This is a genomic window from Armatimonadota bacterium (genome assembly GCA_016223145.1).
Classification (GTDB): domain Bacteria; phylum Armatimonadota; class Fimbriimonadia; order Fimbriimonadales; family Fimbriimonadaceae; genus Nitrosymbiomonas.
On sequence record JACRPN010000005.1, the window covers coordinates 220,692 to 237,050 of the forward strand.

The 16,359-nt window shown below is 60.1% G+C and carries 14 protein-coding genes and 1 tRNA gene; 6 read left to right on the forward strand and 9 right to left on the reverse strand.

Annotated elements, in window-relative coordinates:
• Window positions 1–105 precede the first annotated feature (105 nt).
• The 4 genes from HZC36_03335 to HZC36_03350 form a co-directional block, all read right to left on the reverse strand.
• On the reverse strand, window positions 106–810 hold the full coding sequence (locus HZC36_03335; protein MBI5706006.1) for a nucleotidyl transferase AbiEii/AbiGii toxin family protein: 705 nt from the start codon (window positions 808–810) through the stop codon (window positions 106–108).
• Window positions 807–1,292 (reverse strand): hypothetical protein, encoded by a 486-nt coding sequence (locus HZC36_03340; protein ID MBI5706007.1) that lies wholly within the window; start codon window positions 1,290–1,292, stop codon window positions 807–809. Before HZC36_03340 ends, HZC36_03335 begins: the two co-directional genes overlap by 4 nt.
• 192 nt (window positions 1,293–1,484) lie before the next feature.
• Window positions 1,485–3,284 carry an elongation factor 4 gene (lepA, locus tag HZC36_03345; protein ID MBI5706008.1) on the reverse strand — a complete coding sequence of 600 codons (1,800 nt, stop codon included), beginning with the start codon at window positions 3,282–3,284 and terminating at the stop codon, window positions 1,485–1,487.
• Between the two features lie 222 nt (window positions 3,285–3,506).
• A complete protein-coding gene (locus HZC36_03350) occupies window positions 3,507–4,547 on the reverse strand; it encodes a PEP-CTERM sorting domain-containing protein (protein MBI5706009.1) in 1,041 nt (346 codons plus the stop codon).
• Between the two features lie 164 nt (window positions 4,548–4,711).
• On the opposite strand from HZC36_03350, the gene HZC36_03355 reads away from it, so the two are divergent.
• On the forward strand, window positions 4,712–6,157 hold the full coding sequence (locus HZC36_03355; protein ID MBI5706010.1) for an MFS transporter: 1,446 nt from the start codon (window positions 4,712–4,714) through the stop codon (window positions 6,155–6,157).
• Window positions 6,158–6,236: 79 nt separating this feature from the next.
• On the opposite strand, the gene HZC36_03360 is transcribed toward HZC36_03355, so the two are convergent.
• On the reverse strand, window positions 6,237–7,394 hold the full coding sequence (locus HZC36_03360; protein ID MBI5706011.1) for a saccharopine dehydrogenase NADP-binding domain-containing protein: 1,158 nt from the start codon (window positions 7,392–7,394) through the stop codon (window positions 6,237–6,239).
• 331 nt (window positions 7,395–7,725) lie between these two features.
• On the opposite strand from HZC36_03360, the gene HZC36_03365 reads away from it, so the two are divergent.
• Window positions 7,726–9,534, forward strand: a complete 1,809-nt coding sequence (locus HZC36_03365; protein MBI5706012.1) for a M3 family oligoendopeptidase — start codon at window positions 7,726–7,728, stop codon at window positions 9,532–9,534.
• A gap of 119 nt (window positions 9,535–9,653) precedes the next feature.
• Here the strand turns inward: HZC36_03365 and HZC36_03370 are convergent, their stop codons facing one another.
• Entirely contained in the window at window positions 9,654–10,283 is a 630-nt protein-coding gene (locus HZC36_03370; GenBank protein ID MBI5706013.1) for a hypothetical protein, read from the reverse strand.
• Window positions 10,284–10,981: 698 nt separating this feature from the next.
• Here HZC36_03370 and pyk point away from each other — a divergent pair.
• The 3 genes from pyk to HZC36_03385 all read left to right on the forward strand — a co-directional run bounded on the left by pyk (window position 10,982) and on the right by HZC36_03385 (window position 13,524).
• Window positions 10,982–12,388, forward strand: a complete 1,407-nt coding sequence (gene pyk / locus HZC36_03375; GenBank protein ID MBI5706014.1) for a pyruvate kinase — start codon at window positions 10,982–10,984, stop codon at window positions 12,386–12,388.
• Window positions 12,389–12,519: 131 nt separating this feature from the next.
• Entirely contained in the window at window positions 12,520–12,792 is a 273-nt protein-coding gene (locus HZC36_03380; protein ID MBI5706015.1) for a hypothetical protein, read from the forward strand.
• An 18-nt stretch (window positions 12,793–12,810) separates the two neighbouring features.
• Window positions 12,811–13,524: a hypothetical protein gene (locus HZC36_03385; protein MBI5706016.1), complete on the forward strand. Its 714-nt coding sequence runs from the start codon at window positions 12,811–12,813 to the stop codon at window positions 13,522–13,524.
• Between the two features lie 178 nt (window positions 13,525–13,702).
• On the opposite strand, the gene sufD is transcribed toward HZC36_03385, so the two are convergent.
• Both sufD and sufC read right to left on the reverse strand, forming a co-directional pair.
• The gene (gene sufD, locus HZC36_03390; protein MBI5706017.1) at window positions 13,703–14,761 is read right to left on the reverse strand and encodes a Fe-S cluster assembly protein SufD; all 1,059 of its coding nucleotides are present in this window, start codon (window positions 14,759–14,761) and stop codon (window positions 13,703–13,705) included.
• Window position 14,762: 1 nt separating this feature from the next.
• Window positions 14,763–15,521 (reverse strand): Fe-S cluster assembly ATPase SufC, encoded by a 759-nt coding sequence (sufC, locus tag HZC36_03395; protein ID MBI5706018.1) that lies wholly within the window; start codon window positions 15,519–15,521, stop codon window positions 14,763–14,765.
• A gap of 193 nt (window positions 15,522–15,714) precedes the next feature.
• Between sufC and msrB the strand changes: the two genes are divergently transcribed.
• On the forward strand, window positions 15,715–16,245 hold the full coding sequence (gene msrB / locus HZC36_03400) for a peptide-methionine (R)-S-oxide reductase MsrB (protein MBI5706019.1): 531 nt from the start codon (window positions 15,715–15,717) through the stop codon (window positions 16,243–16,245).
• 8 nt (window positions 16,246–16,253) lie between these two features.
• On the opposite strand, the gene HZC36_03405 is transcribed toward msrB, so the two are convergent.
• Window positions 16,254–16,329, reverse strand: a tRNA-His gene (locus tag HZC36_03405).
• Window positions 16,330–16,359 lie beyond the last annotated feature (30 nt).

Sequence of the window (16,359 nt, forward strand, 5' to 3'; positions counted from 1 at the left end):
CGCCTTTCGATCCACGGTCTGCTCCGGGACAGTTCCCAGCGCTCTGACAGGTTCATTGTACAGCGGTTTCGTGAGCCTGAAAAGGGTTTGTGACAGGTAATAGTGCTAGGTTTGGGTCAATCCGGCAATGCTCGACATGCGTTCGAACACGATCGTTCGCCTTGCCTGACTCGCAGCATCGGGCGGTAGGTGCCCAGCTACAGCTTCAAGGCACTCCGTTCTTTCCAGCCAAGTGCGGAAATGGCTCTGAAGGAAATGGCGTAGGTCGGCATCTGCAGATTGGACCTCTTCTCCTAATTGCGCCCTGCCGTCAAGCAACATCACAATATCCTCAAAGTCCTTGCTGACATAAAAGTCGTCCTTGCCTCGATCTGCAAATGCCTCAACCTTGCACGCCAACGCAGTTGCAGCATCGGGAAGCCGAATTTCGAGGCCGTTTGCCAAGGGAGTTCGGGAGGCGTTCTCAAAAGCGTACTCATACCATCGGTTTGAGAAACCAAGCACATCTTCGGAAAGGGGCATGACATCAATCACGAGATCGTCCCTCCTGAACCTACAGATGACTTGGCTCTCAACGTCCTCTGCAAACCCGAGTAAGCGTATCCGCTCACAGTAGCCGTACCAGTCTGCCCTAGTGAAAGCCTCGCAAATGACGTCCACGTCCTCCGTTGGTCTTGGATCGCGGACCTGGGGTTCTGTGAGATACAGGCCGATAGCTGAACCTCCAACGAAGACCAGCTCTGAAGCAAGGTCCTTTAGCGCGATCACCGTTCTCTCCAGGAACGGATAGGCCGGAAATTCGAAGTTCATTGTGCCAGTCTGAGCCTCTTGGTTAGTTCTTCGATGGCCAGTTCGGAGACACGTGCTTGGCCGTCGCGAATGGCATCGACCAACACCAGCAGCTCATAGAGCGCCTGATCTAGTCGTGAAGCATCTGGCGCACTGGGCCAGATTGGTTCAAACTCCAGACCAGTAATTCCTCCAACTGGATGCGGCCAAACGGGTGGCGGAACCTGGCCTTGCCGAAAGCTGGAGACCAGAGGGGAGCCGGCAAAAGATGTGGGGAACCCGCGTGTGATTTGTCCGCGCTTTGGCGGAAAAGCGTACTTAACTCCATGAATCAGAAACTCCTGCAAGTTACGCCTGATGGGCCAACGTTGAATGTCGTCATATAGCCTTGCTGCGATACAAAACTGAATGGACTTGTGGATAACAGAGGGGCTCGTCCTAAGATCTGCGCCAAGGGAAATGTAACTCCACTCGGGCTTACTTGCTTTTCCCTTCTGTGGCAGGTGTTTGGGATTTGCCCCTCTTGGCCCAAGCTTCTCGGGATGTGCTAAGAGCTTCAGTAGTACCAATATCTCTGAACCTGAGATTGTCGCCATTTCACCGTATTATGGCTCATTCGCCATTCGCGAATAGCGAATGGGCGCGTTTTCAAGCTGCGTTTGCACTGCGTTCGCCATTCGCGAATGGCGAACGCTCTATCCCTCGCCCACCTTCAACACGCTCAGGAACGCTTCCTGAGGAAGCTCGATCTGGCCCACCTGCTTCATGCGCTTCTTGCCTGCCTTCTGCTTTTCGAGCAGCTTCCTCTTTCGCGTGATGTCGCCGCCATAGCACTTGGCGATCACGTTCTTGCGGAATGGCTTCACGCTATCGGCGGCAATGACCTTCGCCCCGATCGCAGCCTGAATGCGCACCTCGAACTGCTGCCTTGGCACCACTTTGCGTAGCTGCTCCACCATCGCCTTGCCACGGTGGTAAGCCGACGCCTTGTTCACGATGAAGCTCAGCGCGTCCACAGTGTCGCCGTTCAGCAAAATGTCCACCTTGGAAAGGTCCGACCGAATGTAATCGCCCAGGTCGTAATCAAAGCTCGCGTACCCCTTGGTGCTCGACTTCAGCCGGTCGTAGAAGTCCATCAAGATTTCCGCCAGAGGCAGGGTGTAGTAGAGGATGACCCGCGTCTGGCTCGGATACTCCGTGCGCTTATAGATGCCCCGCCGCTCCTGGCAGAGCGTCATCACCGCGCCGACGTATTCTTGCGGCACAAGGATGGTCGCGTTGATGGTCGGCTCCTCGATGAAGGCGATCTCGGTCGGGTTGGGAATCGCGCTCGGGTTGCTAATGTGCATGATCTCGCCGCTGGTGCGGTGGACGATGTAGTCCACGCTCGGAGCCGTGAGGATCAGGTCGAGGTCGAACTCACGCTCCAGGCGCTCGCGAGCAATGTCCATGTGCAAGAGACCCAGAAACCCGCAACGGAACCCAAAGCCCAGCGCCGTCGAGTTTTCGGGTTCGAAGTTCAGAGAGGCGTCGTTGAGCTGCAGTTTCTCGATGGCGTCCCGCAGTTCCGCATAGCTGTCGGTGTCCGAGGGGAAAAGTCCGCAGAAGACCATGGGCTTGGCGGTTCGATAGCCGGGCAGCGGCATGGCGGCGGGGTCATTCGCCCAGGTAATCGTATCGCCAACCGCCGCATCTCCAATGTTCTTCATCGCTGCGGTCACGAACCCCACCTCACCGGCTTCCAAGGTCTGCCCCACCTCCAGCGCAGGACGGAAAACGCCCACGGAGTCCACATCAAAAGTGGAGCCCGTGGACATCATCTTGATCTTGTCCTTGGGCTTGATCGAGCCGTCCATGACCCGGACATAGGCCACCGCGCCCTGATAGGTGTCGAAGTGCGAATCGAAGATAAGCGCCCTCAGCGGATTCTCGAAGTGCCCGCGCGGCGAAGGGATTCGATGGACGATCGCCTCCAGGATCTCGTCGATACCCTCGCCGGTCTTGGCGGAGCAGAGGATCGCGTCGCTGGCGTCGATGGCGACCGCGTGCTCGATCTCTTCCTTGGCCCGGTTCGGGTCCGCGTGCGGCAGGTCGATCTTGTTGACCACGGGCACAATCTCAAGGTTCTGGTTCATCGCCATGCCGGCGTTGGCGATGGTCTGCGCCTCCACACCCTGGCTGGCATCCACGACGAGAAGCGCGCCCTCACATGCCGCCAAACTGCGCGAGACCTCATAAGTGAAATCCACGTGGCCGGGGGTGTCAATCAGATTCAGTTCGTACGTCTGGCCGTTTCGCGCGGTGTATTCGAGTCGGACCGCGGTCATCTTGATCGTGATGCCGCGCTCGCGCTCGATGTCCATCGTGTCCAGCATCTGCTCGCGGGCAACGCCGCGGATCGCGCCACAACGCTCGATCAGTCGGTCCGCCAGAGTGGATTTGCCGTGATCGATGTGCGCGATGATGCAGAAATTGCGGATGTGGGACTGGTCCATGGAGGTGGAACGGGCAGCGTGCCCGAGATCCAGGTGACATGATCGTCCCGATCATGGTCCGGACTGGGGTCAATTGTACCGCTCCGGCACTTGTTGAAGGCCGAAGCGGACTCATCCTGCCAACTGGTGGATGCAAATGCAAAGACCCGTGAGCCCAATTGGGCTCACGGGTCAAGGCCGCGCCAGATTCCCCTCACCTATGAGAAGGATCCTGTCTCACCTTCAGGCCCGGCGACGCTTTCGGGATAGGGCCAGCAGGCCGATCCCGACCACGGCCAGCCCAGACGGTTCCGGTACGAACGCTGCGCATCGCTGCTCCAGCCAGTCCACATCGTCCTGGATGAACCGGACGCCTCGGCCGATTGAACCGTAGTAGAAGTTCTCTTGGCCACCCCCCTGATAGAGGTTGTAGCCGCCGTCTCCATAGACCTGGGTGAGAACACCGGTGATTCCGTCCGTATTGACCGGGTTGTTCCCGATCATCCCCGGAGCGCCATTCACCAGAAGCGGCCCCCCCGAGTCGCCACGGTTGCCCTGGCCCTCGCCGGCCTGAGAGTTGATGTCCCAAACCCACTCGACACGGTTGTAGGTATAGCCGCCTTGATTGAGGTTATTCAGGAACGCCGTGACCGTGTTATTGTAGTAGCGGTGCGTGCCAAACGCCTCATTGGCGTTGGCGTTGCTCCACTGAACGCCCACCTGAACGTTGTTCTGGTTCAACTGGTGGCCGCCGCGGCCATAGCCGTAACCCGTGAACGAGTAGTTGGCGATCGGCGCAGCGATCAAGCCCAGAGCCTGGACGCCCGCCAGATAGGCCTCTTGTGCCGCCGTGAGGGCGTTGGCGCCCCCGCCGCCCACACGGGCGCGAATCGCCATGAACGCATAGTCCTGAAGACCGGTGCGGCCCCCGTGGAAGATCACGCCGTTGTTGGCGCCGGTCGGATCGACGCTGAACCTGCCGCCGGTTGCCCCGTTGCCTTCAAAGCCGATGGTGATGCCCGCGTTGCCGGTCACCACGTGGTCCGCGGTCACAAGACAAAGGTAGCGATAGTCGCCAATGCGCTCGTTGTGAAAGATTGGCCCGGAACCAGACCCTTGGGTACCCAGTACGCGGATCACCTGATCCTGTGTGCCGGCGGCCACGGTCTGAGCCATGGCGTTGTTGCCCGAAACGAATGATCCCCAAGCCCCAGATGCCAAGATCGCGGCAGCGCCCATCCCGAACGCCGACCTGAAGCTGAGGTGCAAACGAACACCCTTCATGATTCCTCCTCAAATCCAAAACCACCGGCAAACGCGCCGGACAGAACATCCCAAGTGTAAAGGAATCCTGACCAAGATGCAAAGTATGTGGCCCCAAGACCCGCATAAATGCCAGGGGATCGGCGGGCGGTCCGAATACGATCGGGGGTCTGTATACTGCGCTCATGGTCGCCCCTCCCGACGAACCTAATGCCGGACAGCCGATTCCGACGGCAAGAAGCCCTTGGTCGTTCGTGCCTGTTCTTTACTACCTTCAAGGGTTGCCGGTGATGATCGTCCAAGGCCTGGCGGGAACGATGTACACCAAGATGGGGATAGAGGCGGGTCCCCTTGGGCTCTGGACCAGCCTCCTGAAGCTCCCCTGGATGCTCAAACCGCTTTGGGGGCCGCTCGTTGAGCTCAACTCAACCAAGCGGCGTTGGATCATCGCCATGCAGGCGCTGGTTCTGGTTAGCCTCGCGGCTGCCGCGATGGCGGTCCAGCAGCCGGCCTTCTTTGTTCTGACCCTATGCGCCTTTCTCGCGACGGCGTTCTTCAGCGCGACCCATGACATTGCCGCTGACGGCTTCTACCTTTTGGCGCTCGACCCCCAGCGCCAAGCGTTTTTCGTCGGCATTCGGTCGGCGTGCTTTCGGCTGGCCACTCTGACGGCCACCTTCTTTCTGGTCTACATCGCGGGCGACATGGAAGAACGGACGGGCAACATCCCCAAGAGCTGGACGACGGCACTCCTCATCGGCTGCGCGATCTACGGCGTTTTGGCTCTGGTCAACGCATTGGCCCTGCCCAGGCCGGCCGCCGACTCGCAAGGCCCGCTCAATGCCTCGTCGGAGGCCATGGCGCCGCCGTTCTTCATGGCGTTTGCAGCGTTCTTCAAGCAGGACCGGATTCTCTGGGTTCTCGCATTCATCCTGTTCTTCCGGTTTGGCGAATCCATGATCTCAACCATGTCGCCACAGTTCCTGCTAAGGCCCGAGGCCGATGGCGGCCTAGGCGTCTCCACCAAGGCATCCGGCGCCTATGGGGGAGCCGTCGGGGTTCTCGCGCTGACCTTCGGAGGCATCCTCGGAGGCTGGCTAATCTCGAAAAAGGGCATCCGGAGGACCATTTGGCCGATGGTGCTCGCGCTAAACCTGCCCAACCTCTTTTACATTTGGCTGGCCTCGTCCCATCCCGTCAACCGAATGGACCCCCTGCTCAGGAGCGCGCCGGAAAACCTGCCCGTTCTCTCTTTGGACTATTTGAACTACGCCGGGCAGGTGCTCTCCACGGCCGTCACCGACCCGGTTGGCATCGCGATCGCCGTGGACCAGTTCGGCTACGGGTTCGGGTTCTCCGCGTACCTGGTCTATTTGATGTACGTGTCCCAGTCGAGCCCTTACAAGACGTCCAGCTATGCGATCGCAACCGGGCTGATGGCCCTTGGGGCGCTCCTGGCGGGCTCAATCTCAGGGTTCATCGTCGACGCGATGTCCCACCAGCACCCCGGCCAGGGATTCCTGTGGTTCTTCTGGGTGGTCATGGGGTGTACGGTGCCCGGAATGGTGACGCTGTTCTTCATCCCGATGCACTACGAGGACCTGCACGCCAAAGCGGACCTGGACGGATAAGGGTGCTTGGGGCGATATCACCTCCCCCTCGAAGGGGGAGGTCGGAGAGCAATCGCGAACCGGGAGAGGGGGCCGGGCCTTACGAGAACTTGATCTTGAACGGGCGCTTCTGAAGCTCCTCGACGAAGCGAGTGCCGGTCATCGCCGTCTCATAGCGCAAGGCGCCTGCTTCCATCTCACCCGCGCCGATCGCATGGGCATAGATGGCGGCTGAGAATCCCGTCAAGCGCTCCATCGCCGTAAAGCCGGTGATGTCGTCTTCCTTATCGAATATGTCGATCTGGAGGCGCTTGGATTCACCGTTCTTGGTTCCAACGCCCACCATGCGGACCGCGCACAAGTCCTTGTCCTCGATCGCCGCCAGGCGGTCGCCGAAGACCTTGTAGAAAAGGTCGGCCGGGCGCACCTTACACCCGTGAATGTCCACCTGATCCAGGCTCCAAAAACCCCAATCCTTGAAGATACGCATCAGTTGACAGTGGCCGGGGTACCGGATGGTCTTGTATTCGTAATTGTCGACCCGGCCCTGAAAGGTGTAGGGCGCCGTGCTTGTGCCGCCTGAGGTCGTGAACGCCTCCATGTCGCCAAGCTCGTCTATGTGGAGGTCTTCAAGTTCGTCGAGCGTGTCGACAAGCACGATTTCGCCACTCCGCAGGACCACGGCCTTGTGGTCGTATTCGGCTACCAAACCCTCGACGTTGAAGGTCAGCTTGTAGTTGAACGGCGGGATCGGGTTCTGGGGGAGAACGCCGCAGTACATCTTAACGTGCTGCGCATGGTCCAGGTTCTCGATGGCGTAGCAGCCCAGGTTGTTCACCAGGCCCGGCGCAAGGCCGCAATCGGGCACCAGAGTGACGCCGGCTTCGCGTGCCTCCTCGTCCATCGCCAGCGTCTGCATGCTGATCTCGGTGTTCCCGCCAAGGTCGACCATGTTCGTCTTGCTCTCGATCGCCACCTTGGCGATCTTGGGGTGCATCCAATAGGGCACACAGCTCGCCAGCACATCCACGCCTTCCAGGAACTTGTGAAGGTTGGTGGGGTCGAGCGCGTTCACCTGGGCGGGCTCGCAGACCGCCGAGCCAACAAGGTCGTTGACTCTCCATGCGGCCTTCTTGGCCTGCTCGATGCACATGTCGCCCATATGGATCTTTGCGGGCGAGGCGTGCTTGGCGAGATCATAGGCAAGGGCTGTCCCCTGCATTCCTGAACCTAGAATTGCGTACTGTTTGCTCATCATCGAGTCTCCCCTCCTTCCATTGACGGCTCTTCGTGAGCCGCGGTCACACCCAAAAAAAGCGCCCCGTATAGGGGGGCGCATCAGGAACACCATTGTACCGAGGGGGGCCGGTGGCTCGCTGACCCCTCGGGAGGCGACAAGAGAAGTGCATCCCGTTCATCCCCTTCCTTCGCACTTCGCACCTCGCGCTGCCCCGTCCAGCCTTAGTAGCTGAGAACCTGAACACCTGAAAACCTGATGGCCTGAACACCTGAAGACTCGACAGCCTGAAAGCCTCACGCCCCCTCCCCAGACCCACCACCCCATCTCCCCCACCTTCCATAATCTCCCCATGAGTTCTGCCGTCGCCGAATCCTTACCGCGATGGGACCTTTCGGTCCTCTTCGACAGTCCCGAAGACCCACGTATTTCCGCAACCTGGGAGCGAATCCTACAGCGTGCACAAGACTTCGAAACGAACTTCAGAGGCAAGATCGAGAACCCGGACCTCACGGCCGCGACGCTGGCTTCGGCCATCGGAGAGCTGGAGTCGCTGGTGCAGCAGGCCTCCAAGCCGATGCATTTCTCCGAACTCTTGTTCGCGGCGAACACCGCCGACCCCAAGATCGGCGCGTTCCTGCAAGCTCAGCGCGAGAAGGCGACCGAGCTGAATGTGCGTGTGCTCTTCTTCGAGCTCGAACTGCAATCCTGCCCCGAAGACACCATCTCCCGCGCCTTGTCCGGAGACGAACTGTCCGCCTACCGCCACTACGTCGAGGTCGTGCGCAAGCTCAGTCCGCACCGACTCTCCGAGGCGGAGGAAGTCGTCCTCGAAGAGGCCGCGAATACCGGCACGAGGGCATGGGTCAGACTCTTTGAAGAGGTGAGCAGCAACACCGAGTTCACCCTCACAAACCCGGGCGACGGCACCGAAAAGAAGCTCAACCAGGAAGAAGTCCTGACGCTTCTCCGGCATTCGGATCGATCGATGCGCCAGGCGGCTGCCGACTCATTGACCCAGGGCCTCGCGGGCAACGAGCGCGTCATCAGCTTCATCTACAACACGCTTCTGCAGGACCACAGCGTGGGCGACCGGCTGCGAAAGCACCCCTATCCCGAGCACTCCCGCCACTTGAGCAACGAGCTCGATCGCTCGACGGTGGACCTGGTGGTCCGGCTTTGTAGGGAGCATTACAGCCTCGTGTCGCGGTTCTACACGGTCAAACGCCAAATTCTCGGGCTCCCGGAACTCACGCATATCGATCGCTATGCACCGCTCTTCGAAGCGGAGGAAACGGTCACCTGGGAGGAGGCGCGCAGCATCGTCTTGGGGGCCTTTGGCAGGTTCAATTCCACGCTCAAGGACCGCGCCGCGGAGTTCTTTGACGAGGGCTGGATCGACGCCGAGCCACGCTCGGGCAAGATGGGCGGCGCGTTCTGCAGCTACATAACGCCCGATACACATCCCGTCGTCTTGATGAGCTACCTCGGCAAGATGAACGACGTGATGACCCTCGCGCACGAACTGGGGCACGGCGTGCATGCCGCGCTCTCACGCAAGCAGAGCTACTTCAACTTCCACGGCACCCTTCCGCTCGCCGAACTCGCCTCCATCTTCGGCGAGATGCTGGTCTTCGAGGACCTGGTCTCCAAAGCGGAACTCAAGGACAAGGTCGCGCTGTACGCCGAGAAGATCGAGGGAATCTTCGCCTCCGTGTTTCGCCAGGCGGCCATGTTCCAGTTCGAGCAGGCGTGCCACACGGCCCGACGGGAGACCGGTGAACTCAGCCGCGAGCAGTTTGGCGCGCTGTGGCACGAGAAGCTCCAAGAGATGTTTGGAGACTCGGTCAAGCTCGGCGAGCAACACCAGATTTGGTGGAGCTATGTGGGCCACTTCTTTTTTGCGCCCTTCTATGTCTATGCCTATGCCTTTGGCGAACTGCTCGCGCTGGCCATCTACGAGCGTTCCAAGACCGCCGGCCCGGAGTTCGGGCAAAAGTACGTTCACCTGCTGGAGCTTGCGGGTTCGCTGAGCCCCAAGGACCTCATGGCGACCATCGACGTGGACTTGGACTCCGAAGCCTTTTGGCGTGGCGGGTTTGCGGTCCTGGAGCGCTTGGTGGGTGAATTTGAGGGCTACTGGAAAGAGCATTCCAAGTAGGCTCCCGGCCCGATCGAGAATCTTAATTCCAGCATCGCGAGCGGGAAGTCGGCCCTGGCAAGACTGCGGTCCAAATTGGGTTGGAGTTCAGATATACCTCCAGGGCAGCTTTCTGCCGCTCAGCGCGAAACAGAGGATCGGCGCCTGGGGTACGCGTACGCCCGCTCTTCCGGAGTAATCGGATAGGGTTTCTCCGTTCTGGGGAGCTTGCTGAAATCGGCGCTATAGCCGGTATTCGAGAGCTTCGTGATGACCTCCGGCACCCAGTCCAGATATCCTGACGCCACGCCCTTTGGGCCGACGAACAGACAATATGAGGCGTGGACGTTCGAGTGATAGAGGGCCAGCGGGATCGGGCTCTGAAGATCGGCAAGGGCCATCTTTGGAAGCGCCCCGATAATCCTCCCCTTTTCAGCCCAAACCCAAAGCGCCCCTGGGCTCTTGATCCTGGGTTCGACCCCCTTGTCGACAAAGACCATCCAGTCTTTGCGGATCTTCCCTTTCACTAGAGTCGTCCTGGAGATTCGCCACCGATCGCCGCCGGGTGAAGAGGTGTAGTAGTAGCGCTCGGTTGAGCTTCCAGCGCGAAACAGAATGAAAGTTCCGCCGAATTGACCAGTGTAGCCATGCTTCCAGAGCCCGGAGTTTGGGATGTCTCCGTATTGAGAGCGCTCCCTGCCGAGTTTGAGCGCCCAGGCCTCTTCGTCAAGCGTGGCCGCCTGAAGTGCAAGAACCGTGGCCAAGGTCATCCAGATCACATAGTAGAGACGTTGCGGCCCTTTCGGCGGTTTCTTGGCGGGAAGCGATAGATGACTTCACTTCTCCTCCTGATCCGGCTCTCCATGAAATTGACCACCCTAAGGCTTTTCCCCGCAAAGCAGCTCAACCAACATCAAGATAAGCCCGAACACGATGCAAAATCCTGGCAGGACGACCAGAACAGCGAACTGCATGTGCCTTCTCGGATACCACCTACCCTCACGCATCCGTGATCGAAGGATCTTTAGAGCCTGCTCCTGCATTTCCTCTTCGGTCAATGCTGCACCTCCGAAACAGCGCCGTTCAATAGGAGACTACGAGCGGCGTGCCAGTGCAGATTCATGGCACCTAAACTCGGACCGCTTCGGCCCTCTCACCCTCAACGCTCGCGAAGCCCCCTCCTTGGTTTTCGCTCCGGCGGAAACTGCTTCCGAGTCCCGACTTGTCGGGAAGGAGGGGGTTGTCGAAGTTCCCGCCGAGCGTAGCGAGGGGAACGAAGTCGGGAGGGGTGGAAACCGTCCCTCCGCCCCTCCGTCCCTTCGTCCCTCCGTCCCTCCGTCCCTTCCTCCCTCCGTCCCTTCGTCCCTTCGTCCCACCGTCCCGTCATCTCATCATCTCATCATCCCATCACTCCCTCATCCCCCGGCTCCTTTTCACCGGACTTGCGGGTCTTAACCATGGACTCCCCATGAAACGGCGCACCAAGATTGTCTGCACCCTCGGACCCGCGGTCAACTCGCGTGAACAGATCAAGGCACTCATTGACGCTGGGATGAACGTAGCCCGGCTCAATTGCTCGCATGGCGATTGGGAAACGAGGCGTCAATGGTTGACGTGGATCAGGGAGCTTTCACCCGAACTCTGCCCCATCGGCATTCTGGTGGACCTTCAAGGGCCGAAGTTCCGGATCGGGGACTTGGCTCAGGGGGGTCGGACCCTTCGGTCCGGCGAGATCGTCTCCCTGGCGCGAAGCGACGCCGACATCCCGGTGCCGCAAGAGGACATGATCGCGGCGATCGATCCCGGCAGCAGAATTCTGCTTGGAGACGGCGAGGTGGAGCTCAAAGTCACCAAAGAGACTGAAGGGGTCTTCGAAGCAAAGGTCGTTTCCGGCGGCCTGGTCAAGAGCCGCCAGGGGATGACCCTCGTCGGCAGGACCTTCGAGACTCCAGCGATGACCGACAAGGACCGCGAAGACGCTCGGATCGCCTGTGAATTGGGCGTTGACTTCATCGCCCTGAGCTACGTAAGGCGCGGCGCCGACTTCGACGAACTGCGTGCGATCACGCAGAGACTCGACCCTCAGGTACGACTCTGCGCCAAGATCGAGACCGCCCTGGCGCTCAAGAACCTGGACGAGCTCCTCGGCGCTTGCGACATGGCGATGGTGGCCCGGGGTGACCTTGGTCTTCAGATAGACCTGGAGGAGGTCCCGCTCGCCCAGAAGCGCATCATCCGATGCTGCAATGACCTCGGCAAGCCCGTGATTACGGCCACGCAGATGCTGGAGAGCATGCTCCATGCCCCCAGACCCACCCGCGCCGAGGCCGGCGATGTGGCCAATGCAATCCTCGACGGCACCGACGCCGTCATGTTGAGCGGCGAGACCGCCATGGGTGAATTTCCCATCGAGGCTTGCTCCACGATGGCCCGAATCGCCCGCGAAGCGGAGAAGCACTTCAACCACGAGTCCTGCATGTCTCGCTTTGGCAAGCGCAAAGAAGCTGATGTGGCCTCAACCGAGGCGATCGCGCACTCCGTTGTTTCCCTCGCCGATCTCACCAAGCCCGCGGCCATCGTCACCACGACGACCAGCGGCCAAACCGCTCGCCTGGTGAGCAAGTTCCGGCCCAGGGCGCCCATCCTTTGCGCGACGTCCCGCGCCAGAACTCACACGCAGATGTCGGTAGTTTGGGGGGTCGAGGCTGCACTCACGGAAATACCCGAATCAACGGATGAAAATGTCGCGCAGGCGATCGGTGCGTTCGTGCATCATAGACGTATCAAGGTTGGAGACACCGTGCTGGTAACGGCAGGGATGCCCGCAGGGACGCCGGGCAACACCAACCTGATCTTGAACCAGGTCGTAAAGTAGTCGACTGCACATCGCACATCGCACATCGCAAGGAAGGATTGAACCTTAGCCGCAGGTCTTTGGCCTGCGCATACTGGAGCAACATAACCGCCGGTTCCGTGCCGGCGAATTCTGGAAGCAGGGGAAAAGCCATGGGAAGGCGCTTAGCAACCAATCTTGCCATCGTCGTCATCGCCATCTTGGTGGGGCTCGGGCTTAGCATCAAGCCTTGGCAGGGCTACCGAACTCAAAAGGGGCTCGCCGACAAGAACGCCGCGGAAATGGACGCAGCCGAGAAAAGCCGTGAGGAGCTCGCAAGGAAGAAAGCCGATCTGAGCTCACGTCCTGGCCGCGAACTCGCAGCGAGAGAACTCGGCTACATGAAGTCCGGCGAACGCCCCGTGGAGGGTGGGACGTCCGAATAAGGGTTTGCTCTAACACTGATGGTCCTTCAACTCGCTGCCACCTTTCTTCTCGCCTCCCTCCAGACCGCGCCAAAGGACGCTCAGACTCGCCTGAAGGTCGGCGATGCCTGGACCTCCACCCTCACCCAGACCTTCCTCGTACCCGGGACCGAGGAGATCGTTGAGGGTTTCACCTATCGCGTTGAAGCAAAGGTCCTTAAAGCGACCACCAAGGGCCTTGAGGTCGAAGAGCGAACTGAACTCCTGGAGAGCCGCTTGGGGGACATCGTGGTGCCTCCACCCAAGGGCGCAACTCCCCAGATCGCAAAGGTCCTCGTCGGTTTCAACGGAGAACGGACCGTCGATCCCCCCACGATGGGCGAGCCACTCGAGTTCCGCCTCTCGCGGCTTCTTGGGTTCGTCGGGGCCAAGGCCGACCCGGCAGGCTCCGATTCCCGCTGGAGCGTGAAGCTCCCGGGCGCAGAGGGTCAGTCCGTTCCCGCCGCAACAGTGGTCTTTGAACTTACGGCAGGGGAGCAGTACAAGCGCAGACCCTCCACCTGGTATGCGGCGACGTTCCGCGAGGAGGGAGGAGGCAAACCCATGTGGGCCGCGGGGACCTTCGTGATCGACGACGCCACCAAGCTGCCGGTCGTGATCGAGGTGAATGCGGTCGATGCCTTGATTCCCGGTGGCGACGGAACGCGATACGACCTGCGACTCAGGTGGTCGACGGAGATCAAAGGGCATTAGGCGGGCTTGAAGTGCGGCGGCCTGACGCCGCTTTGGGAGCAGTCGGCCTCTACGACCATTAACTCCTCTCGGGTCGACACTCCCCTCACCCGGTTCACTCTGTTCACCGACCTCTCCCTCAAGTGGCGAGGTAGTTCAGCCCTTCGCCCTTCGCCCTTCGCCCTTCGCCCAAGGGAGCCTAGTTCAGTTTCTCAAAAAGCAACCTTTCAAGCTCCGTGCGCGCCGCTTCGTTCTCGATCCCCTCGAAGACCTCTGCCGCAAAGGCATACACCAGGATATTCCTGGCCTCGGATTCCGGGATTCCGCGAGACCGCAGATAGAACATGGCTTCCTCGCGAAGCTGCCCAACCGTCGCGCCGTGCGTACACTTCACGTCGTCAGCGAAGATCTCGAGCTGAGGCTTGGTGTTCACGCCGGCGGTCCTGCTTAGCAGCAGCGCCTGGTTGGTTTGCTTGGCGTCGGTCTTCTGAGCGTCCTTGTAGACGAAAATCTTGCCGTTGAACACGCCCTGGGATTTGTCCTTGAGAATGCCCTTGTAGACCTCGAACGAGTGGCAGTTCGGCACCGCATGGTCGATGCGCGTGTGGTTGTCTAGCACCTGCTCGCCCTCGCCGACATAAACGCCGTTCAGCGACGTCTCGGCATGCTCGCCACCCACCCAAACAAAGGAATCAAGGCGCGATGTCCTAGCGCCAAAAGCCGCCGTTGTGGACCTGTAAGTCGAATCGTGCTCCTGAGTGGCCGCCATCGTGCCAACGTGGTACGTGCCTTCACTTTCGAGCTGCAGTCGAACATGGTTCAACGCCGCGTGTGGCGCGAGGATCACTTCGGTGACCGGCGCGACGAAGCAGTCTCCTCGTAGCCCAATGTAGCATTCCGAGACGTCGGCAATCGCGTTTTCCTCAAGCACGATCAGAACACGCGGATAGACCTCGGCCCGGACGGCATCGTCGTTCGCCTGAAGAAACACGAACTGCACCGCAGCTTCCATGCTCTTTGGAACGAACAGGTAGGCGCCATCCTCGAATCGAGCGGTGTTCAGGTGGACGAACCGGTCATCGTTGAACGAGCCCAGCTTGCCTTCGAGCGTCGCGACCCTTCCGAGCTGGCCGACACCAGCCTCCAGACCCCTGGCCCAGGCCTCCTTCAGCGATCCTGCCTCGACACCGTCAGAAAGGTCGGACAGGTCTGCAACGTACCGGCCGTTCACAAAGGACTTCTCTCTCAACTCCTGCAAGTTACTTCCCCGCTCCCACAGCCTCTTCGATCCAGCCATAGCCCTTTTCTTCGAGTTCGAGCGCAAGCTCCTTGCCGCCCGTGCGCACGATTCGCCCGTCGACGAGCACGTGCACCACGTCCGGCACGATGTAGTTGAGCAGCCTCTGGTAGTGGGTGATCACCAGAAAGCCCCGGTTCGCGTCGCGCAAGGCGTTGACGCCGTCGGAGACGATTCGCAGGGCGTCGATGTCGAGGCCCGAGTCGGTCTCATCGAGAATGGCGACGCTGGGCTGCAGAACCGCCATCTGGAAAATCTCGTTGCGCTTCTTTTCACCACCGGAGAAGCCCTCGTTGACTCCCCGCGTCAGCATGTCGGCATCGAGTTCCAGCACTTTGGCCTTTTCCTTGGCGAGCTTGAGGAAGGCAAAAGCGTCAAGCTCGGGTTCGCCGTTCGCCTTCTTCACCGCATTCAACGCCGCGCGCAAGAAGTACGCCACGCTCACGCCGGGAATCTCGACGGGATATTGGAATGCCAGAAAGACGCCCTTGGCGGCTCGCTCTTCGGGGTCCATCTCTAGGATGTCCTCACCGTTCAGCAGAACCTGGCCCTCGGTGACCTCATAGCCGCCTTTGCCGGCGATCACGCTGGCGAGCGTGCTCTTGCCGGAGCCGTTCGGCCCCATGATGGCGTGGACCTTGCCCGCCTCGACGGTCAGGCTCAACCCCTTCAGGATCTCGCGGTCTTCAACTCTGGCGTGCAAATTTCGGATTTCAAGCATGGTCCACTTATGTAGTACGGGCGAATTCCGGGCATGTCGGCAGGCGACGGTACAAAAGGGGAAAGGCGGCCCTGGCCCGGAGAACAGGACCATTTTGAATCAATCCGTACTTTGGTGTCAAGAAACCCTGTTTGTAGGTCTTTGGGACAGAACCGGGAATCTTTGCCGAAACGTATGCATTATCATGGGCATGATGAGCGCACCTTGGAACTGGATTCTCGTCGGCGCATTGGCTTCGCTGGGTTACCTGGCCGTGGCGGGCACGCAGCAGAAGGGCCCCGACCCTCAGAGCCCCAAACGCAAGGACAAGCTGATCCTAACCGAGGCCGAGTGGAAGAAGCGTCTGACGCCGGAGCAATACCGCATCCTGCGCGGCGCGGGCACCGAGTCGCCCTATTGCAGCCCGCTCTATGACAACCACAAGATCGGCTCGTATCACTGCGTCGGCTGCGGCTTGGAGCTCTTCCGGTCGGACTCAAAGTTCATCAGCGGCACCGGTTGGCCCAGCTTTTTCCAGCCGGCCGACAAGGACGCTGTTTGGACCAAGCCGGACTATTCCTTCGGCATGAGGCGCTTTGAGATTCGGTGCTCGCGTTGCGACGGCCACCTCGGGCACGTGTTCGACGATGGTCCCAAACCGACGGGCCTGCGCTTCTGCATCAACGGCGAGTGCCTGAAGTTCGTCGAGAAGAAGGCGGAAGGGGACGGCGGAGCAGGCGGTTGAAAAAGAAATGGGGCGGATAACGGGTCTCGAACCCGTGACCTCCTGAGCCACAGTCAGGCGCTCTAACCCCTGAGCTATATCCGCCGCGTCGGGGATCGGATTGTACCCGCAGGC